Raw genomic sequence first — 21,860 nt, 5'->3', positions numbered from 1 at the left:
GTGGGGGAGATGTCCGGCAGGACAGAGGGGGCCGCTGTCCCGCCGACCCCGCGCATTTTGGGTGGCCTCCACCTAGCAATGCCTTTACCCCCGCATCCGCTCGAGATTCGCGTCGAACAGCGGCGTCGGCTGCATGCGCGCGCGATAGCGCTTGCCCAACAGCTCGATCTCGAAACCGTCGGCCTCGTCGGCGATCTCCTTCGGCAAATAGCCCATCGCCACGGACGTCTCCGAATGGTGTGCGTAGCCGCCTGACGTGACCCAGCCGCGCACGGCGCCGTCGAACCAGATCGGCTCGTCGCCGATGATTTCGGCGTCTGCCGCATCGACGACAAAGGCGCGCAGTCGCAGCTTGCCGCCTTGCTGGCGCTCGGCGAGTGCCGCCTGCTTGCCGATGAAATCGGTTTCTTTCCCGTAGGCGACGAAACGGTCGAGCCCGGCCTCCAGCGGACCATAGATCGGCCGGTATTCGCGCGCCCATGAACCGTAATTCTTCTCCAGCCGCAGCGCGTTGAGCGCGCGCGCGCCGAACAGGCCGATGCCGAAGTCCTCGCCGGCCGCCATCAGGGTCTGATACACGGCACGCTGATATTCCGGCGCCACCCAAATCTCGTAGCCAAGATCGCCCGTGTAGCTGACGCGGCCGACCAGGCACGGCGCCATGCCGATATCCATCTTGCGAATGGCCATGAACGGAAACGCCGCATTCGACACATCCGCCCGCGTAGCCCTGGCCAACACGTCCCGCGCCTTCGGTCCGGCGATCGACAGACCCGTCAGCTTCGCCCCCAGCGCCTCGATCATGACCGAACCGTCTTGCGGCAGATGCGCCTCGAACCAGCGCATGTGATACTGCTCGGCAATGCCGGAGCTGGCGACAAACCAGTTCCCATTGTCGCGATTGGAATCGCCGAGATTGGCCAGCGAAAAGTCGCCGATCAGCCTGCCGTCCTCCTTCAGCATCGGCGCCAGCGTCATGCGGCCGGGCTTTGGCAGCTTGCAGGCAAGCAGGCGATCGAGCCAGGCCGCCGCGCCCTCGCCCGTCACCCTGTATTTGGCGAATGACGAGATTTCCGACAGGCCGACACTTGTTCGCACCGTCTTCACCTCTTTTGCGACGTGCTCGAAATCGCTCGAGCGTCGCCACGAGAACTCGTCCTTGACGCCATCGGGCGCATACCACAGCGGCACTTCCAGCCCATAGGCCACGCCCCACTGCGCCCCCTTCGCCGACAAGAGATCATAAACCGGCGTTGTCTTGAGCGGCCGCCCGGCAGGCAGCTCCTCATTGGGGAAGCGGATTGAAAAACGCCGCGAATAATTCTCGCGCACCTTGGCGTTGGTGTAGGCCATCGTTGCCCAGTCGCCGTAGCGCGAGACATCCATCGCCCAGATGTCGGCGCCGGGATCGCCCTCGATCATCCAGTTCGACAGCGCCAGGCCAACACCGCCGCCCTGCGAAAAGCCGGCCATGACGCCGCAGGCGACCCAGAAGCCAGGCAGGCCGCGCACCGGCCCGACCAGCGGGTTACCGTCAGGCGCGAAGGTGAAGGGGCCATTGATGATCTGCTTGATGCCGGTGTTCTGGAAGGCCGGGAAATGCCGGAAGCCGACTTCCAATGACGGCGCGATGCGGTCGATGTCGGGCTCCAGCAGTTCGTGGCCGAAATTCCACGGTGTCTGAAACTCGGACCATGGCTTGTTGGCCTTCTCATAGGTACCCATCAGCATGCCGCCGCGCTCCTGGCGCAGATAGAGCTCGCCGTCGAAATCGACCGCGTGGATGATCTCCGTCCCGGTCTTCTGGTTCCAGGCGGCGACCTCCGGCATATCCTCGGTGATCAGGTACATGTGCTCCATGGCCAGCACCGGCAGTTCGAGACCAACCATGCGACCGACCTCGCGCGCCCACAGGCCGCCGGCGTTGACGACATGCTCGGCCACCACCTCGCCCTTGTTGGTGATGACGCGCCACAGCCCGTCGGCGCGGCGCACGATATCCTCGACCTTGGTGAAGCGCTCAACCTCGGCGCCGAGCTTCCTCGCCGCCTTGGCATAGGCGTGGGTGACCCCTGATGGATCGAGATGACCATCCTCCTTGTTGCGCACCGCGCCGACGAACTGCTTCGGGTCGAGCAGCGGCATCAAATCGGCCGCCTCATCAGGCGAGATTTCCTCGAGGTCGATGCCGAGATAGCGGCCCTTGGCGACGACGCCGCGCAGCCAGTCGAGCCGCGCCTCGGTCGCCGCCAGAAGCACGCCGCCGGTCAGATGCACGCCGGTCGCCTGGCCGGACAGCTCCTCGATCTCCTTGTAGAGCGAGATCGTGTATTTCTGCAGCTTGGCGACGTTGGGATCGCCGTTGATCGTATGCATGCCGCCGGCCGCGTGCCAGGTCGAGCCGGAAGTGAGCTCGTCGCGCTCCAGAAGCACAATGTCGGTCCAGCCGTGACGGGCGAGATGGAACAGCACTGAACAGCCGACGACGCCTCCGCCAATGACCACGACCTTCGCATGCGATTTCATCGGTTTTCTCGTTATTTCAGGGAGTTGGAGGGGTGAGATGAATCGGTGCGGGAGGAAACCGGAATGACGTTGCGATCCGTCCAACACCCCTCATCCGTCTTGGCGCTTCGCGCCAATCCACCTTCTCCCACCAAGGGGAGAAGGCCGGGCGCTTTTCCTTCTCCCCTTGTGGGAGAAGGTGGCCTCGCGAAGCGAGGTCGGATGAGGGGTGTTGGACGGATCACCAGCTTTCACGGCTCGCCCTGCCCGATCGCTTCCTTGCGCCTGGCCACATACGCCTCCAGCGCCTCGCGCACGGCAACATCCATCGTCGGTTCGACATAATCTTCCAGCGCTTTCTTCCACAGCCGCGTCGCCCGCGCCGTAGTGTCTAGCCCGCCGGCCTCCTGCCAGGCCTCGTAGTTCTGCCAATTGGAGAGCATCGGCTGGTAGAAGGCGGTTGCATAGCGCTCCAGCGTGTGCGGCTCGCCGAAGAAATGGCCGCCGGTCGGCACCGCACCCAGCGCCTCGACGGCGAGTTCCGCCTCGTTGACTTCGATCGGGCGCAAGAACTCCATCATGTGCTGGATCATCTCGACGTCGATGATGAACTTTTCGAACGACGCGGTCAGCCCGCCTTCCTGCCAGCCGGCTGCGTGGTAGACGAGATTGCCGTGGCCGAGCACCGCCCCCCACAGCGCCATCAGCGTCTCATAGGCGCCTTGCGCGTCGGCGGCGTTGGAGGCCGAGCCCGGCGTCGTCCGGTAGGGCAGTCCATAGCGCCGTGCCAATTGCCCGGAGGCGATGTTGGCCTTGGTGTTCTCCGGCGTGCCAAAGGCCGGCGCACCGGACTTCATGTCGACATTGGAGGTGAAGGCGCCATACATGACCGGGGCGCCAGGGCGGACAAGCTGCGTCAAGACCACGCCGAACAGTGCCTCGGCGTTCTGTTGCGCGAGCGCGCCGGCAAGCGTCACCGGGCTCATCGCCCCCATCAGCGTGAACGGCGTCACCGCGACCGACTGGCCGAACTCGGCCATCGTCATCAGGCCTTCGGCCATCATCTCGTCGAAACGGCGCGGCGAGTTGACCGAGATGATGGTGGTGACGCCGGGATGGTCGCGCATCTGATCAAGGCTCAAGCCCCGCGAAATCGCCATCATTTCGATGCCGTCCAGCGCCCTGCCGCGGCCGATTGCCGAGACGTGAAAACTTTTGTCGGCCAGCGTCAGATTGGCAAAATATGTATCGAGGTGGCGTGAATTGGCCGGCAGCTCCACCGGTGCGCAGACCTGGTTGCCGAGCATATGGATGCAGTTGAAATGCTGCGCCAGCCGGGTGAGATCGCGGTAGTCGCGCAAATTGCCGGCGCGCCGGCCGCGTTCCATGTCATGCACATTCGGTGGTCCGGCGACCAGCGTAAAATTGATGATGTTGCCGCCGAGATGGACTGTGTGGGCCGGGTTGCGCGGCGTCAGCGTATAGCTGGACCGCGTCGTCTTCAGTGCCTCGTCGACCAGGCCGCGGTCGATGCGAACAGTCATCGACGCATGATCGACCTTGGCCCCGGCCCTTTCGAACAGCGAAAGCGCCCGCGGGCTCATCACCTCGATGCCGAAATTCTCCAGAATGTGCATCGACGCCTGATGGATCGCCTCGATCTGGTCGGCCGAGAGCATCGCCATCGGCGGATAGGGATTTGTCACGCGGCGCAACGGCAGTTGCGGAATGGCGGCCGGTCCCCTGTTGCTGGTTCGCTCGGCGCCGCGCTTGCGTCTCGGTTCGTTCATACGGCGCATCAAAGCGCCGGCACGACGATCGGGCTGTCAGAAATCCGCCACCTGCGGGCGCGATTTTAGCCAAGGCGGCATTTTGGGATTTTCCTGCCGACAAAAGCGACGGAAAACGTCGGAATATCTATCCTCGCTGTGTCGCGGCCAAAGCGGCGATCAGCTGTTAAGGAACGCCGCAAGATTCCCTTTATGTTTTCGGCCTAATCCTCTTGCGATGGGTAGGTCGAATTTTCGTAAAATTTTAGCTGTTGCCGTGCTGCTGGCGCTGTCGGCCTGCGCGACGCCGCCGAGCCATATCAACGATGTCTGCGCCGTCTTCGACCAGAATGACGGCTGGTTCGACAACTGGCAGGCGGCGGCCGAACGCGCTGAACGGAAGCACGGCGTGCCGGTTCCCGTGCTGATGGCGACGGTGCGCAAGGAATCCGGCTTCAAGAGCAACGCCAGGCCGCCGCGCAAGAAACTGCTCGGGTTCATTCCCTGGAAACGCGTCTCCAGCGCCACCGGCTTCTCGCAGGCGCTTGACGGCACCTGGGCGCAATATCAGAGCGAAACCGGCAGCTGGGCGGCGCGCCGCACCAGCTTCGCCGATGCCGTCGATTTCGTCGGCTGGTATCATTCCAATACATCAGACACGCTCGGCGTCGCCCGCAACGACACCTACAATCTCTATCTGGCCTATTATCTCGGCTGGACGGCCTATGGCCGCGGCAACCGCGGCGATGCCGGCGTGCAGCGCTATGCGCGGGCCACCGAGCAGATGGCTCGGGACTACGCCGCGCAGCTACGCCAATGCGCGCGTTGATGGCGCCACGGATCTAATCGTCCGTCAGCTTCGGCCTCTTGCCGTGCGGACGCTGGGGCGGAGCGCCGGCAAAGCCCGGACCGACGCCCTGCGGCGCGTCGTCGGGCACGCCTTCATTGGCGGCGTGCTCCTTGTCGAACTTGATCACCGGCTCCATTTTCGCCAGCACGTCGTCGGCAAGCCAGCACAGGCTCATATGACCGTCGCCGAGATGCTTGACCGGAGGCACCTGCGTCTCGCAAAGGTTGTCCGGCACCAGCTTCTTGTAGCCGCAGCGGGTCTGGAACGGGCAGCCGGTTGGCGGGTTCATCGCCGACGGGATGTCGCCTTCAAGCACGATGTGCTTCTTGATCACGCTGGTGTCGGCGATCGGGATCGCCGACAGCAGCGCCTCGGTGTAGGGATGATAGGGCGGCGAAAAAATCTGGTCGGTCGTGCCCTGCTCGACGATATAGCCGAGATACATGACGACGACGCGGTCGGCGATGTAGCGCACCACCGACAGATCGTGGCTGATGAACAGCATCGTCGTCTTGTTCTTGCGCTGGATGTCCATCAACAGCTCGGTCACTGCCGCCTGCACCGACACGTCGAGCGCCGAAACCGGCTCGTCGGCCACCACCACCTTGGCATCGCCGGCAAAAGCCCGCGCCACGCCGATGCGTTGCTTCTGGCCGCCTGAAAGCTGGCGCGGCTTGCGGGTCTCGAACGCCCGCGGCAGCTTCACCAGGTCGAGTAGTTCCAGCATGCGCTTGCGGCGATCGGCAACGGTGTTGCCGACATTGAACTTTTCCAGCGTGCGGATGATCTGCGACCCGACCGTATGGCTGGGGTTGAGCGTGTCGAACGGATTCTGGAACACCATCTGAATCGACGACACCGTCTCGACGCTGCGGTTTTCGACCCCGATCGACTGGATTTGCTGGTTGCCGAGCGTCACGCTGCCGGAGCTTGCCGTCTCCAGTCCGAGCAGCACCTTGGCCAGCGTCGACTTTCCGCAGCCGGACTCGCCGACAATGGCGACGGTCTCGGATTCGCGCGCCATAAAGGAGATCGTCTCATTGGCCTTGACGACGCGGCCCTCGCTCGAGCCGAACACCTCGCTGCCGCCGACCTTGTAGTACTTTTTGAGGTCCTCGATCTTGAGCACCGGCGCGCCGGGCTCGACGCGCTCGTTGACCTTCTTGGCGCCGGGCGGCAGCGCTTCCCAGTCGATCTCGTTGAAGCGCACGCAGCGCGAAAAATGGCCTTCATGGCCGTCGACCGCGATCATCGGGATTTCGGCGGCGTTGCAGACGCCCTCGACGAAATGGTGGCAGCGGGGGCCGAAATTGCAGCCCTTCGGCCGCTCGTGCGGCAGCGGCAATTGCCCCGGGATTGAGATCAGAGGCCGCGAATTCTTGTCGGCGCCGGGCAGCGGGATCGAGCGGAACAGGCCTTGCGTGTAGGGATGGCGCATCCGGTCGAAGACGTCCTTGATCTTGCCGGTCTCCACCGCTTCGCCCGAATACATCACCGTGATGCGGTCGCAGGTTTCCAGGATCAGGCCGAGATTGTGCGACACGAAGATCATCGAGGTGCCGAACTTCTCGCCAAGCCCTTTGACCAGGTCGACGATGCCGGCTTCGACCGTCACGTCGAGCGCCGTCGTCGGCTCGTCAAGCAGCAGCAGCGCCGGCTTCGACAGCAGCGCCATGGCGATGACGATACGCTGTTGCTGGCCACCGGAAAGCTGGTGCGGAAACGAGCGCATCATGCGCTCCGGATCGGGCAGCCTGACCGAGCGCACCATTTCCAGCGCGCGCCTATAAGCCTCTTCCTTCGATACCTTGTCGTGGATCAGCGGCACTTCCATCAGTTGCTGGCCGACCTTCATCGCCGGGTTCAGGCTGGCCATCGGCTCCTGGTAGATCATCGCGATCTTGTTGCCTCGGATGGCGCGCAGTTCTTCGTCGGAGAGCTCGCCCATGTCCTTGCCCTGGAACTTTATCCGGCCGCCGACGATCTTTCCGATGTTGGAGAGATCACGCATGATGCCGAGCGACACGGTCGACTTGCCGCAACCGGATTCGCCGACGATGCCCATCGCTTCGCCAGGCATGACCGTGCAGGAAAAATCCATGACGGCCGGTATCTCGCCCTTGCGGGTAAAGAAGGAGATCGACAGGTTCTCGATCTCGATGATCGGCCCATTGGTCGGCTTGGCGGGATTTCGAACTGCCTCATTCATGGGTCGCTCCAATCCTGGTTCATTCAAGCATATCGGGTCGAGAACCCGTCCATCAATCTTTCATCGATTGCTCACGCAGCGAGTCGGCCAGCAGATTGAGGCCCAGCACGAACGACATCAGCGCAATCGTCGGCGGCAGCGCCGGATGGATGAAGGAGCGCAGCAGCCGGCTGGCATCCTTGATCGCGGTGCCCCAGTCCGGGCTCTCGGGCGCCAGCCCGAGGCCGAAATAGCCGAGCGTGCCGAGCAGGATCGTGGTGTAGCCGATACGCAGGCAGGCGTCGACGATCAGCGGCCCGCGCGCGTTGGGAAGTATCTCCCACAGCATGATGTACCAGGGCGATTCACCGCGCGTTTGCGCCGCCGCCACATAGTCGCGCGTTTTGATGTCCATGACCAGGCCGCGCACGATGCGGAACACGCCAGGGCTGGAGGCGAACACCACCGCCACGAAAATGTTGAGCTGGTTGGGATCGATATGGATGATCCTGAACGGATCGGCATCGAAGACCAGGCCGGCATAGACCCAGCCGCCAACGATCAGCGTCAGCCCCATCAGGATGTAGAGGCGGTCGGGCCGTTTCTTGTAGCGCGTCCAGAACAGCACGCTGAAGAAGATGATCGGGAACAGGAAGAACAGGCCGGCCATCGCATAGGGAATCGGTGTCTCCATGATGCCCGGCGTCACCAGGAGGTAGAACAGCAGGATCACCGGGAAGGCGAGCACCAGATTGGCGAGGAATGACAGCAACGTATCGATCCTGCCGCCATAATAACCGGCCGGCAGGCCGAGCGTGATGCCGACCATCAGCGCAAAACCAGTCGCCGCCGGCGCGATGATCAGCACGATCTGGCTGCCGTAGACCATGCGGCTGAACACGTCGCGGGCAAGCTTGTCGCCGCCGAACAGATAGACAAGTCCCGATTGCGGCTCGACCGCGCCCGGCAGCGCGTCCTTCATGATCGGGATCTGGACAAGCGGATTGAACGGCGAGACGGTCGACGCGAAGATCGCCGTGAACAGCCAGAACAGGCAGATGCCGACGCCGACGATGCCGACGCTGCTGTCGAAGAGCTGACCGTAGAGGCCAAGCCTCTTCTTGTAGGCGAAGCTCGCCCCCATCACCAGGACGAGAGAGATCCAGACCGGCCAGAAACGCGCAAGCACGCCAAGCACCACATCGAAGGCGCCGATATATTCAAGCTGCATCCGCTCGATCCCCTATTGAACTCTGATACGCGGATTGAGAAACGCGTAGCCGACATCGGAAATGAGCTGCGTGATCAGGACGATGAACACCGAGACCAGGGAGCAGCCGAGCAAAAGATCGATATCGTTGTTGCCGGCCGCCTCGACCAGCGTGTAGCCAAACCCCTGGTAGCGGAACATCACCTCGACGATGACGACGCCGGTCAGCAGCCAGGGAAATTGCAGCATGATGACAGTAAATGGCGCGATCAGCGCGTTGCGCAGCGCATGCTTGACCACGACGCTGCCGAAGGAGAGGCCCTTCAACCGGGCGGTGCGGATATATTGCTGCGTCATCACCTCGACCATCGAGGCGCGGGTCATGCGGGCGATGTAGCCGATGCCATAGATTGCCAGCGTCATCACAGGCAGCGTGAAGTTGTAGAAGGTGATGCCCCGGCTGGCCGAAGCCGCCGAACCGTTCAGCAGGCCGAGCCATGAGGCGAAGATGACGGTGAAAATGACGCCGGAGACATATTCAGGCGTCGCCGTCGAGGCGATCGAGGCGACAGACAATGTCCGGTCGGTTCGAGAGCCTTCGCGCATGCCGGCAAGGATGCCGATCAGCAGCGAGATCGGCACCATCACCACAAGCACCCAGAACATCAGGATTCCGGTGGCGCCGAGCGCCGGGAAAAGTTTTGACGCGACCGTCGTCTTGAACTTGGTCGAGCAGCCGAAGTCACCTTGCAGCACGCCGGAGAATGTCGGCTCGACAGGATCGTTGCAGAAGGAAAAACGTCGCGTGGGTTTGCCCGTTGCCGGATCTGTGACCGGTTGTTTGGGCACGATACCCAGCCATTGGCCATAGCGGGAGAAGAAGTTCTGGCGATAGCCATGGTTGACCAGCCAGTTTTCGAGCTGCTCGGCCGATGTGTGCATTTCGGTCTGGCTGATCGCCAGCTTTTTCAGATTGGGATCGAGATTGATCAGGAAGAAGACGACCAACGTCAGGCACAGCATCGTCAATGCCATGGTGCCGAGGCGTCGAAGGATGAAAGAAAGCATGGCGGTCCCCTGCCGGTCTGGTTGGGGTTGAGGCCGGCTCGGAGCCAGCTCAGCCGCTATCGGCAGAGCTGGCTGTCAAACGGACCCTCAGAATGCGATCAACCCTGTCTTATTGCACGCCCCTGCCCGAAGAGTCCGCGCTTTTCTTGCTGCGCCTGTTTCGGTTTCGGGAATCATGCATGGCTTGGGTGGAAGGGGCGAACCGCCCCTTCCACGATCGATCCGATCAGGCCACCTCGTCGAGCCAGACCTTGCCGTAGTCGCGCTCGAAGGTCGGGTGCATGGCGTAGTTCTTAACGGCAGCCACCGAGTGACTGTAGAGCTTGCGCCAGTAGGGCTGGATGATGATGCCGGAATCCTGCAGGATCTGCTCGATGTCCTTCATCATCTCCTTGCGCTTGGCGGGGTCGGCAACGGCGAGAGCAGCGTTGAGCTTGGCATCCCACTCGGAATTCGCCCAGCCCGTCTCGTTCCAGGCTTCGCCGGTGCGATAGCCGATCGCCAGAACCTGGACGCCGAGCGGCCGCATGTTCCAGTTGGTCATCGACAGGGGATATTTGGTCCAGTCGTTCCAGAAGGTCGACCCCGGCAGCACCGTGCGCTTGACCTTGATGCCGGCGTCGCGCATCTGCGCGGCGATCGCATCGCCGGTGTTCTTGTGCCAGTCTTCGTCGACCGTGATCAGCTCGTGCTCGAAATCGGCCTGGCCGGCTTCCGCCATCAGCGCCGTTGCCTTGGCCGGGTCGCGGGCAACCTTCGCCAATTCGTAATACTCCGGATGGATCGGCGAGACATGGTGGTTTTCGGCGACAGTGCCGGCATTGCCGTAGCCGAGCTGCAGAACGACAGCGTTGTCGACCGCAAGCTGCAGCGCGTTGCGAACCTTCTGATCGTCATAAGGCTTGTTGGTCACATTGGTGCGGCAGACGATCGTCGAAGCGGTGACCACCTCGGACTTGACCAGGTCGACACCGTCGAGGATCGACACATAGTCGGCCGACGTCTCGAAATTGGTATGGACTTCGCCGGCTTCGAAAGCGCTGACCATCGCCGCCGGATCGGTGCCATAGTCGATGAACTCAACGCCGTCGAGAAAGACCTCGCCGTCCCACCACTTGTTGTCTTCGCGGCGTTTGTAGACGACCTTCTGGCCGACATCGTAGGAGACCAGTTCAAATGGGCCGGTGCCGATCGGGCAGGCTTTGAAATCGCCGCCCTTTTCGTCGAAGGTCTTGTGGACGACGAGGCCGGGATAGTCGCACACGTTGGGGATGAGCGCGATATCCGGCGAGCTGAGCGTCAGCTTGACCGTGTGTTCATCGACCTTGGTGACGGCGCTCTCATCCAGCTTGTCGTCCTTGACCAGCGAGCCGAGACGACCGGGCATGGAATTGCCTTCGGCCTTCTTGTCGGCCCAACGCTTGAAGTTGAAGATGACGTCGTCCGCGGTGAACGGATCGCCGTTGTTCCAGGTGACGCCCTTGCGCACATGCAGGGTGTATTCGGTGGCGTCGTCATTGACGTCCCAACTCTCGAGCAGGTAGGGGCGGAACGTGTATTCGTTTGTGTACTTGACCAGCGGCTCGAGCGCCTGGCGCTCGGCATTGGCGATTTCCGACCAGTCTGCCTTGCGCGGATCCTTCGGATCCTTGATCCACATAGCGACCTTCAATATGCCGCCCTTCTTGCCCTGCGCGTCCTGCGCTCTCGCCGGCGTCGGGTCGGCGAGGCCGAGCATTCCATAGGCCATTGCCGTGGACGCGCCGAAGACGCTGGCCAAAGCCAGAAACTCGCGGCGATCGACACGTCCGGCCCTGGCTTCTTCGGCCATTGCGTGGATGTGATCCGGAACGCGATCGCCATTACTCTTGTAGATTGTCATCGAGAACTCCCATTGTTGGCTTTCTGCCTTTTACCATTCCGCATCCGGGCCCTGATGTCAAAAACGGCACGGGTTGGGAACATGCCAAGGAATGTGCAACTTTGGAAGGGAAGCAGTTCGCGTGATAACGACAGTCTTGGCGCAAAATTGCTATTGCCCGGCAGATTTCGCTCGAATCTCCGACATCGATCAAACTGAGACATTCACCACAGCGCCGCGCGTCCGGTTGGCTGCGCAACAGACGCCGTAGCACCTTGATTCGCGCATAATCCCTAATGCATGTCGCGCAAAAGTGCGCAGCGGTTTTGCGATAACGACATGCATAATTTCGCATCTGGCGAAACTTTGCACAGTGCCAGCCGATCCCGGACAGCGTGCCAGACCGGCGACGACTGTCGGACTGCCGGAGCCTTTCGCAACGGCCGGCTTCAATACTCGCGTTCGTAGAAAACGCCGCCCTTGGCTTCGCCGGCGTCGGTGGCTTCGCCGCGCAATTTGACGCCGCGGCCGACATCGAGATCGATCGCCGCCTTGCCCGAACCCGGCTTGTCGCCCTTCTGGATCGTCACATAGGTGCGGTCGTTGAGATATTTGCCGGCCGAGACCGCGGTGCCGCCCTCCTCGTCGGTGATGACGTCGAGATCGTCGACGCCGATGGCGCTGCGCAGGTTCTGGAGCAGCGAAGTCGAGCCGCCGATACCGGCCAGTTGCGCGGCGGCTTCGGCAAGCTGGGCGATCTGCAGCGGCGACAGGTTCGACATCGAGCGGCCGAAAATCAGTTGCGCCAGAACCTCGTCTTCCGGCAGCGCCGGCACCGACGAGAAGTTGAATTTCGGATTGGTCGCCTCGCCCGACACCACGATGGTGACGGTGGTGCTGCTCGTCGTCGATGTCGCCGTGAGATTGAGATAAGGCACCAGCGACCCCGAAAAGCCGACCGTGCCTTCGGTGAAGGTCAGCCGCTTGGCCAGGATCGACAGCCGCCCACGCTGCAAGGTGAAGGTGCCGACCGCTTGCGGCGACGATGCCGGGCCGGTCAGCCGCAGCGAACCGCCAAGCTCGGCATCGACACCCCTGCCCTGGATGAAGATCTGGCTGGGCGCGTTGACCGTGACATCGAGGTTGAGGCCGCCGCCAGCGCTGCTGCCGCTCGCCGTCGCCGGGCGCAACGCCTTGTCTTGCGCGCGCACGGCGGCCGGTGCGTTCTTGTGCCTGACGTTGAGCGCCTCAAGCGAGCCCGGCAGCTTTTCGGGAACGGTGATGACGGTCTTGGCCAGGTTGATCGTGCCCGAGATCACCGGCGCCGATGCGAGTGGCCCCTTGATGGTCAGGTCACCACCGAGATTAGCGGTGACCACCCTGCCGTCGGTGTAGCGGCCGTCGACGAGCTTGACCGACAGGTCGGCCGGAAAGCCTTGCGCCGGATTGATGCCGACCGTGCCGCTGGCCGACAGGCTGCCGCGCGTCGACAAATTGCCGGTCAGGCGGTTGATCCTGGCGACGCCACCGCCGATCGCCACATCGGCTGTGATATCGTTGATCGCAAGTCCCGAGCGTGCATCGATCAGGCGGGCGCCTGACGTGCGGACCGTGCCTGTAATCACCGGCGCCGTCGCCGGGCCGCGCACCTTCAAATTGACGTCGGCGGTGCCGCTCAACGACAGGCCTTGCGCGGCCAGTGTCCGGGTCAGGAAGGCGAACGGCACCTTGCCGGAAAAGTCGAGATCAAGCGTCGGCGTGCCCGACGTCGTCATCGTGCCGCCGCCCTTGAGGCCGAGACCGGCGGCATCGCTCATGTTGGCGTCGAAGCTCAGTCGGTTGCCTGAAAACGTGCCGGAGGACGAAACGCCCATGCCGCCGAAACCGGCGCCGCGGGTCTGCGACGTCTGGACGCCTGCGGCGTCGACCTTGAAGGCGAGGGCCGGATTGGCCGGCGCGCCAGTCACCGTCACCGTGCCCGAGATCGAGCCGGCGGCATCGAGGCCGGGCGAGAAACTGTTGGCGAGCGACATCGGCACCCGCGCCAGCGTCGCGTTGAGATTGAGCGCCTCCCCGACCTTGCCCGAAACCGTCGCCGTGCCGCCGCCGAGGTTGAGCGCGAGCCTGTCCAGACTGGTGGTGCCGTTGGCGATGGTGATGGTCGAGGCCTGGGCGATCGCCGCCTTGATGCCGCGCATGGTCGCCTCGCCGGAGGTGAGCTCGACCGTCGTCGTGCCGTTGGCGACCCTGACGCGGCCGGCTGCCCTGGCCGGAATGTCCTTGACGGTGGCGCCGCCGGAAAAGCCGGTCCAGTCGCCGTCGCGGGTCAGATCGACATCGATGCCGCGAATGACGGTGCCGCCGGAGGTGACGCTATCGGCACGGATTTTTCCGGAGATCACCGGTGCCGCGAGATAGTTGGCGATCGATGCGTCGATGGTCACCGTCTTCGCCGAAACATCGCCGCGCGAGATCGAAGCCGTCGAAGCCTTGATGGTGACCTCAGGCGCATTGCCGGCCTTCGAGAAGACGATCGTGCCGCGCACGTCGCCTTCCGCCTTTTCCAGCGCAAGGGCTGCGAGCGGTCCGATGTCGGGCAGGTCGAGCGCCACAGTGCCTTCAGGCACGAACGCCTCATCAAGCGCCAGGTCGCCTGATATCCGGTTCTTGCCGAGCGACAGCAGAAGCCCGTCGATGGCGCGCTTGCCGTCGGATGTAGCCAGCACGGCACTGCCTTGCAGGGGCTGGCCGGCGACATTTCCGGTCAATTGGACATTGGCCGCCGGGTTGGCGGCGTCGGCCTTGCCGGTGGCGGTGAGCCTCAGCCCGGTGATCTCGCGTTCGGCCACCGAAAGCCGGTCGCTGTTGACCGTCAGCGACAGGTCGGGCGAGGTGCTGGCGCCTTGTGCATTCAGCGCGAAGGCGATGGCGCCGTTGGCATCCCCGGACAGAAGCGAGATGTCGGCCAGCGCGCCTTTGATGTCGACGGTGAGCTTGTTGTCGGCAAGGCTGGCCTGCCCGTCGGCGGTCAGCGCGCCGGACACCAGCCTGATCGCGTTGGCGGTGACATTGCCATTGGCGTCGCGCTTCAGCGCGGCACTGAGTTCCGTCCGCTCCGCAAGCACGCCGCGCGCTGCCGCCGGCAGCGCCGCGGAAACGGCGTCGGTCTTGAGGTTGAGGTCGATGGCGCCGTCGGCCAGCGAGATCCTTCCATTGAAGCCGGTGTTCAGCGCGTCGCTCGTCACCGACCCGCTGTCGATGACGATGGCGTCAGTCGCCAGGCTGCCGGCGACTTGTGCCGTGATCCTGCCGGCGATCAGCGGCGCTATAGTCGGATTGTCCAGGCCGATCTTGTTTGCCGTCACCGTGCCGGAGATCGGCCCCGTGCGGCTCTTCACGTCGAAAGCGTCCGAGTGCAATGCCAGGGTGAGCCCCTCGACATCGCTAAATTTCGTCGCGACCGAAGGCAGCACAGCGGAAATGTCGAGCTGCGGCTGCGTGCCCTGCCCCGCAGCCTTCACCGATAGCGCCTGCAACTCGAGCTTGATCGGGCTCTCGGTGCTGCCAAGCGCCAGCGGCAGGCTCGGGCCGGTCGAGGCCAGGTCGAGCGAAAAATCGCTGGCGCCGTTCGGATTGATGGTGCCGGCAGCCTTGCCGGAAATTTTGTCTCCTGAAAGCGTAGCGCGGTCGATGGCGACGCCGCCAGCGGAGGAGAAGCTGCCTGCCGCGTCGAGGTTGAGCGGCCCAAGCCCCGCCTGGCGGGTCTGGCTGGTCTCGGCGCCGCTGAGCTGCGCATTGAAACGAATGTCAGGGGCTGCCGACGCTCCCGTCACTTGCGCCGTTCCACCGAGCCTGCCCGCGGCGTCGAGGCTGGGTGAAAAATCATTGGCCAGGGCGGCCGGCAACCCAGAAAACTCTGCCGCAAGATCGAGCGTCTGGCCGGCGGTGCCGGACACGGTCACCGATCCGCCGCCGACATCGAGCATCAGCTTTTCGATGCTGGCGGTGCCATTGGCGATGCTTAAGCTCGACGGCTGCGCGATCGCCGCGTTGATGCCGCGAATGGTCGCTTCGCCGGAAGCGATCTCGACACTTGTCGTGCCGTCGGCGATCTTCACCCTGCCGTCGGCCCTGGCCGGAATGTCCGTGACGGTGGCGCCGCCGGAAAAGCCTGTCCAGTCGCCGTCACGCTTGAGATCGACATCGATGCCGCTGATCACGGTGGCCCCCGAAGTGACCGTATCGGCTTTGATCGTGCCGGAGATCACCGGTGCGGCGAGATAGTTGGCAATCAGCGCATCGATGGTGACCGTCTTTGCCGAAAGGTCGCCGCGCGAAATTGAATCTGTGGTCGCCTTGACGGCGACATCAGGCGCATTGCCGGTCTTCGAGAACGCGATCGTGCCACGCACGTCGCCGTTAGCTTTTTCCAGCGCCAGGGCTGCGAGCGGACTGATATCGGGTAGATCCAGCGCCACCGTGCCGAGCGGCAGGAATCGATCGTCGAGAGCAAGGTCGCCCGAAACTTTGTTGTCGCCCAGTGATAGGCTTAGTCCGTTTATGGACCGCTTTCCCTGGCGCGTTACCAGGGACGCCTTGAAATCGAGTGGCTCGTCATTGACGGATCCGGTGAGCGAGATATCGGCCGCCGGGCTGGCGATGTCGCCCTTCCCCGTCGCGGTGAGCTTTAGCCCGGTGATTTCTCGCCCCGCCACCGAAAGCCGGTCGCTGTCGACTGTCAGCGACAGGTCCGGCGCTGTACCAGCGCCCTGCGCGTCCAGCGCGAACGTTATGGCGCCCTTGGCATCCTTTGACAGAAGCGAGATGTCGGCCAGCGCGCCCTTGACGTCGGCGCTGACCTTGTTGTCGGCGAGCCTGGCCTGACCGTCGGCGCTGAATGCACCTGAGACCAGCCTGATGGCGTTGGCGATAACATTGCCGTTGGCGTCGCGCTTCAGTGCCGCGCTGAGCTGCGTCCGCTCGGCGAGCACGCCGCGCACTGCCGCCGGCAGTGCTGCGGAAGCCGCAACCGCCCTGAGGTTGAGATCGATGGCGCCATCGGCCAGCGAGACCCTTCCATTAAAGCCGCTGTCCAGTACCTCGCTCGTCACCGAGCCGCTGTCGATGACGATGGTATCGGTAGCGAGATCGCCGGCGACCTTGGCAGTGATCTTTCCGGCGAGCAGCAGCGCGATGGTCGGATTGTCCAGGCCGATCTTGTCCGCCGTCACCGTGCCGGAGATCGGCCCTGTCCGGCCCTTCAGATCGAAGGCGTCGGAATGGAGCGCAAGCGCGATCCCTTCGGCCTTGGCGAGGTTGGTGGCGACCGACGGCAGTGTCGCGGAGATATTCAGCGTCGATTGCATGCCCTGCCCCGCGACCTCCACCGACAGCGCCTGCAACTCGAGATTGATCGGGCTCTCGGTGCTGCCAAGCGCCAGCGGCAGGCTCGGACCGGTCGAAGCTAGGTCGAGCGCAAAATCGCTGGCGCCGTTCGGATTGATGGTGCCGGCGGCCTTGCCGGAAATTTTGTCTCCTGCAAGCATCGCGTGGTCGATGGCAATGCCGCCGGCGGAGGAGAAACTGCCTGCCGCATCGAAGGTGAGCGGCCCGAGCCCCGCCTGGCGGGTCTGGCTGGTCTCGGCGCCGCTGAGCTGCGCCTTGAAACGAATGTTGGGGGCTGCCGACGGTCCCGTCACTTGCGCCGTTCCACCGAGCGTACCCGCGGCGACGAGGCCGGGTGAAAAATCATTGGCCAGGGCGGCCGGCAGTGCGGAAAACTCCGCCGCGAGGTCGAGCGTCGGGCCGGCGGTGCCGGACACGGTCACCGATCCGCCGCCGACATCGAGCATCAGCTTCTCGATGCTGGCCGTGCCATTGGCGATGCTCAGGGTCGACGGCTGCGCGACCGCCGCTTTGATGCCGCGAATGGTCGCGTCGCCCGAGGCGATCTCGACGTTTGTCGTGCCGTCGGCGATCTTCACCCTGCCTTCGGCGGTGGCCGGAATGCCGGCGACGGTGGCGCCGCCGGAAAACCCGGTCCAGTCGCCGTCGCGCTTCAAATCGACACCGATACCGCTGATCACGGTGGTTCCCGATGTGACCGTATCGGCCCTGATCGTGCCGGAGATCGCCGGTGACTTGAGATAGTTGGCGACCAGCGCGTTGACGGCGATGGTCTTCGCCGCCAGATCGCCGCGCGAAATAGACCCGCTCGTCATATCGATGGCTACCGTCGGCGCGCCACGATCATTCGAGAGGCGGATGCTGCCCCGCACGTCGCCGGCCGCCGTCTGCCCGGCAAGCGCAGCCAGCGGGCCGATATCGGGCGCTTCGAGTGTCAGCGTGCCGAGCGGCAGCAAGCTGTCGTCGAGCACGAGATCGCCCGAGACCTTATTGTCGGCCAGCGACAGGCTAAGCCCGTTGATGGAACGCGTTCCGTCGCTCGTCACCAAGGATGCCCTGAGATCGAGCGGCTGATCGTCGACGGACCCGGTCAGTGCGACATCGGCAGCCGGATTGACGATGTCGGCCTTCCCCGTCGCAGTCAGCTTGATCGTCTTGACCGTCCGGCCCGACGCGGTCAGACTGTCGCTGTCGGCCGAGACCGAGAAGTCCGGCGCCGAGCGCGCGCCGCTCGCCGTCAGCGCGAAATTGACGGCTCCGCCGACTGGTACGCCAACCATCGGCGACAGCACCGAAACGTCGCCGAGCGTGCCCCTGATGTCGGCCTGGATGTCGGTGCCCGTCGCGCTGGCGGTGCCGCTGGCGCTGAGTGAGCCCGAAGTGAGTTGCAGCGCATTGGCGGCAAACAAGCCTTGCGGGTCGCGGGTCGCGGTCGCCGAGAATGTCACACGCTCGCCGAGAACCGGGCGGATCTGCGGCGGCAGCGCAGTCGAGACGGCATCGGCATTCATCTTGAGCGTCATCGCCAGATCGGCCAGCGTCACCCTGGATGTCACCGAGGCATTGAGGGCATCGCTGCGCAGCGTGCCTTGATCGACGACGATCTCGTCCTTGCTGACCGACCCGGCGAGGTCAGCGGTGACCCTGCCGGTCACCAGCGGCGCCAGCGTCGCCACGTCGGTGTTCAGGCCGCCGGCGATAAGCTTGATGGTGACCGGTCCGCTGCGGTCCTGGATGTCGAAGCCGTCGGAATGGATTTCGGCCACCAGATCGTCCACCCGGGTGCCGCCCGCCACCACCGAGACCAGAGACGCACCGATGTCGACTATCGGCGCCTTGCCGCCGCCGAACGCGCGGGCCGTGGCGCCGGTAATCGCGACCGTCACCGGCTGCGCCGCGGCGCCGAGGCTGAGCACGATTGGTGGACCCTTGGCGGCGAGTTCCACCGAAAGGTCGCTGGCGCCGTTGGGGTCGATGATGCCCGCAGCGGTGCCATGCACGGCATCGCTGTCGATGCTGGCGCGCTCGACTTCGACGCCGCCCGTCACGATCGCGGTTCCGGCGAGGTCGAAGCTGGTCTTGCCGGCAAACAAGGATTTCAGATTTTCGGGCAAGAAGCGCTGGAAGTCACCGTCGCCCTTGGCCTCGACATAGTTGCCCTTGTCGGTGAGCTGGTGGCGGCCGGTGAGCTGGGTGACGATCTGGCCGTCGACGACAAAGGTACCGATGCCGCTCCAGTTGGCGACCGGCCCGGTGCCGGTGACGACGATGTTGACCGGCGGCGCATCGGGCAATTTGAGTAGATTGGCGATGATGCCGCCGGCCGGCTCCGATGCCTTCAGATCGAGGTCCAGCTTGTTGTCGGCGGGCGCGAAATGGATGTTGGCATCGACCCTGCCTTGCTTGCCGTCGTGGCGGGTGATGTTGAGGCTGGTTTCGAGCGCCAATGGCGCCGCATCGGCCTTGAACGATCCCTTGGCCGCGAGCTCGGCGATACCGCTGCCGGCCAGTGCCTGCCCAAGCGCGATTTCCGGCAGGTCGATCTGCTTGATGTCAAGCGACACCGGCAGCGTGGTGGCGCCACCTTGGCTCGGCTGCGTGCCGGCTACCGGCAGCCGCGCCAGCTCGATGCGATCGGCGGCGACGCGGCCGGCGCTGAAGTTCTTCGACAGAAGCGCCAGGGGCGACCAGTCGACGGCCACCTTGCGCGCCACCAGCCAGGCGCCCTGGCGATCCTCCAGCACCACATGGTCGACGGTCAGGGCTCCGGACCAGATGCCGTCGATGCCGCTGACCGTGACCTTCCGGTCATCGGTCGAGGCCACGGTCGAGATGATGCCGGCGAGATTGTCGCGGCCGCGCTCGGTCTTGGTCAGCACGACGAGCACACCGACCACCGCCGCCACCAGGATGAGCAGCGGGTAAAGGACAATGCGAAGGACGCGTTTGAACATTGTCATCAGAACGCCTGGCCGATGCCGGCATAAATGCCGAAATCCGGGTCGTCGGGACCCCGGTTGAGCGGCACCGCCGCGTCGATGCGCAGCGGTCCGAACGGCGTAATATAGCGCAAGCCGACGCCGGCGCCGACCTTCATGCCAGAAAAATCCGGAAATTGATTGGTCGAAACGGCGCCGGCGTCGACGAACGGCACGACGCCGATCGTGTCGGTGATGGCGATGCGCATCTCGATCGAGGTCTCGAAGAACGATAACCCGCCGATCGGCTCTCCGTCGACGTCCTTCGGACCGATGCCCTGATAGGCATAACCGCGCACCGAGCCGCCGCCGCCGGAATAGAAGCGCCGGTCGGCCGGAACGTCCTGAAGGCCGGCGCCGATGATCGAGCCGATGGCGACACGTTCGGCCAGGACGAACTTCGAGGCCGCGTCGAGCGACTGATAGGCCGATCCTTCGCCCCTCAGCTTGACGAAGGCCGCACCGTTCAAAATGTCGTAGCTCGGCTCGGCATAGGCCAGTGCCCTGAATCCGGTCGTCGGGTTGAGCCGGTTGTCGCGGCTGTCGTAGACATATCGCAGCGGAATGCTGGCAATCAGATAGGTGTGCTTGCCGAAAGAATCGGTGATCTTCGAATAGTCGAGCGCGACTTCCGCGGAAACCGTCTGCTGCCGGTCGAGGTCATAAGACAGGCCGGTGTTGCCCTTGACTGAGAAATGGTCGTAGGCGTCGGGATGCTCCAGCACGGTGTTGACGCCGGCGAAGAATTTAGACGCCGGCCCGACCACGCCCGGCTTTTCGAACATGATGCCGGCATTGTAGTTGAGCTCCGTCAGCTCATTGCTGCCGATGCCGCTGATTTCGCCCTCGATGCGCAGTTTTTCGGCACGGCCGAACAGATTGCGGTGACCCCAATATCCTTCGAGGCCGAGCCCCTCGGTGTTGGAGAAGGTGCCGCCAAGGCCAAAATAGCGCGGCTTGCGCTCGCTCACTTCGACGCCGATCGGGATGTTGCCGTCGGCGTCGAGACCGTCGGCCTCCTTCAGCGTCACGCTGTTGAAGACTTCCAGCCCGAGCAGCCGGTCGCGCGCCTCGTCGACCTCTTCCGGCGAATATTGGCGGCCGCGCTTCAGGCCGATCATGTATTCGGTGAAATTGCGGTCGACCTTTTCGGTGCCTTCGACCGTGGTGTCGCCGTAGCCGGCAACGGGCCCGGCCGCTACGGTCAGCGTCACGTCGAGCGTCGAGGTGGCGTGATCGGCAACGATCTCGCGGGCGGTCACCTTGGCCAGCGGCCTGCCTTCCTCCTTGAGCGCCCGCACGATCGACGCCTCGGCCTTGAGCACGGCACCGGAACCGGCATCGCCGCCGGCGATCAGGCCGAAATCGGCGCCAGCCAGCCCCGCCGCGTCGCCCTCCAGCCTGATGTCGCCAAGCGTGAACTTCGGCCCGGTCGCAATGTTGATCACCACCGGAATCGGCTGCGGACCCGAGAATTCGGCGTCTGGCGGCAAATCGTCGAGCGGCTTGCCTTCGATGGTAATGGTGACGACGCCCTCGTAGCGGGCGTCCGCATAAAGGGCGGCGACAAGCTGATCGCGGTCGGCACGCGCCTTGGCCAGCAGGCCGAGCGAACCGGAGACCGGACGTTCTTCGTCGTCCTTCAGCGCCGAGGCGTTTTCGAGTTTCTCGGCGAGATCCTCGTCGGCGTCGGGTGCCTCGATTGTAACCGCATAGCGCAGCGGATCGACGATGTCGGCATCTTCATCCTCCGACGATCCCCACAGCTTGATGCCGAAGATCTCGAAAGCGGCCGCATTTCCGCTCGCGCCAATCAGTGCAGTCGAGCATAGCAAGGCGGAAAGCAAGGCGAGCGAAAACACGCGCCGTGGCGCGGTTCCTCCCCACATCTGCCTTTCATACGCCGACATTACAACTCTACACTAGCGGCCAAAGCTAAAATTGGAATGAAGTTCTGAATTGCTCGTAAACGGGCCACAATCCAATTGCCACAATCCAATTGTCTGAAATGGACAGGGCTTGGAA

General features: G+C 63.9%; 9 protein-coding genes. 1 reads left to right on the top strand and 8 read right to left on the bottom strand.

All coding sequences use genetic code 11. The annotated features are described in order from the left end of the window. Positions 1-84 precede the first annotated feature (84 nt). Both NMG80_RS31295 and NMG80_RS31290 read right to left on the bottom strand, forming a co-directional pair. On the bottom strand, positions 85-2,526 hold the full coding sequence (locus NMG80_RS31295; RefSeq protein WP_254021699.1) for a GcvT family protein: 2,442 nt from the start codon (positions 2,524-2,526) through the stop codon (positions 85-87). Positions 2,527-2,756: 230 nt separating this feature from the next. After that, positions 2,757-4,295, bottom strand: a complete 1,539-nt coding sequence (locus NMG80_RS31290) for a trimethylamine methyltransferase family protein (protein ID WP_254021698.1) — start codon at positions 4,293-4,295, stop codon at positions 2,757-2,759. A gap of 217 nt (positions 4,296-4,512) precedes the next feature. On the opposite strand from NMG80_RS31290, the gene NMG80_RS31285 reads away from it, so the two are divergent. After that, positions 4,513-5,103 (top strand): transglycosylase SLT domain-containing protein, encoded by a 591-nt coding sequence (locus NMG80_RS31285; protein WP_254021697.1) that lies wholly within the window; start codon positions 4,513-4,515, stop codon positions 5,101-5,103. Positions 5,104-5,116: 13 nt separating this feature from the next. Here the strand turns inward: NMG80_RS31285 and NMG80_RS31280 are convergent, their stop codons facing one another. From NMG80_RS31280 to NMG80_RS31255, 6 genes are all read right to left on the bottom strand, one after another. Further along, complete coding sequence (locus tag NMG80_RS31280) at positions 5,117-7,333, bottom strand: dipeptide ABC transporter ATP-binding protein (protein ID WP_254021696.1); 2,217 nt, start codon at positions 7,331-7,333, stop codon at positions 5,117-5,119. Between the two features lie 52 nt (positions 7,334-7,385). After that, positions 7,386-8,543, bottom strand: a complete 1,158-nt coding sequence (locus tag NMG80_RS31275) for an ABC transporter permease (protein WP_254021695.1) — start codon at positions 8,541-8,543, stop codon at positions 7,386-7,388. 12 nt (positions 8,544-8,555) lie between these two features. Next, positions 8,556-9,590, bottom strand: a complete 1,035-nt coding sequence (locus NMG80_RS31270) for an ABC transporter permease (protein ID WP_254021694.1) — start codon at positions 9,588-9,590, stop codon at positions 8,556-8,558. A gap of 226 nt (positions 9,591-9,816) precedes the next feature. Beyond that, complete coding sequence (locus NMG80_RS31265) at positions 9,817-11,472, bottom strand: ABC transporter substrate-binding protein (protein WP_254021693.1); 1,656 nt, start codon at positions 11,470-11,472, stop codon at positions 9,817-9,819. A 428-nt stretch (positions 11,473-11,900) separates the two neighbouring features. Then, a complete protein-coding gene (locus tag NMG80_RS31260) occupies positions 11,901-19,817 on the bottom strand; it encodes a translocation/assembly module TamB domain-containing protein (RefSeq protein WP_254021692.1) in 7,917 nt (2,638 codons plus the stop codon). Next, positions 19,817-21,745, bottom strand: coding sequence for an autotransporter assembly complex protein TamA (locus NMG80_RS31255; protein ID WP_254021691.1), 1,929 nt, complete (start codon positions 21,743-21,745; stop codon positions 19,817-19,819). The genes NMG80_RS31260 and NMG80_RS31255 overlap by 1 nt, the downstream gene beginning before the upstream one ends. Between the last annotated feature and the right edge of the window lie 115 nt (positions 21,746-21,860).

It is taken from the genome of Mesorhizobium escarrei (genome assembly GCF_935825525.1).
Taxonomy (GTDB): Bacteria; Pseudomonadota; Alphaproteobacteria; order Rhizobiales; family Rhizobiaceae; genus Mesorhizobium; species Mesorhizobium escarrei.
The sequence above is the reverse complement of the archived record's forward strand: the minus strand, read 5'-3'. Positions and strand labels throughout refer to the sequence as shown.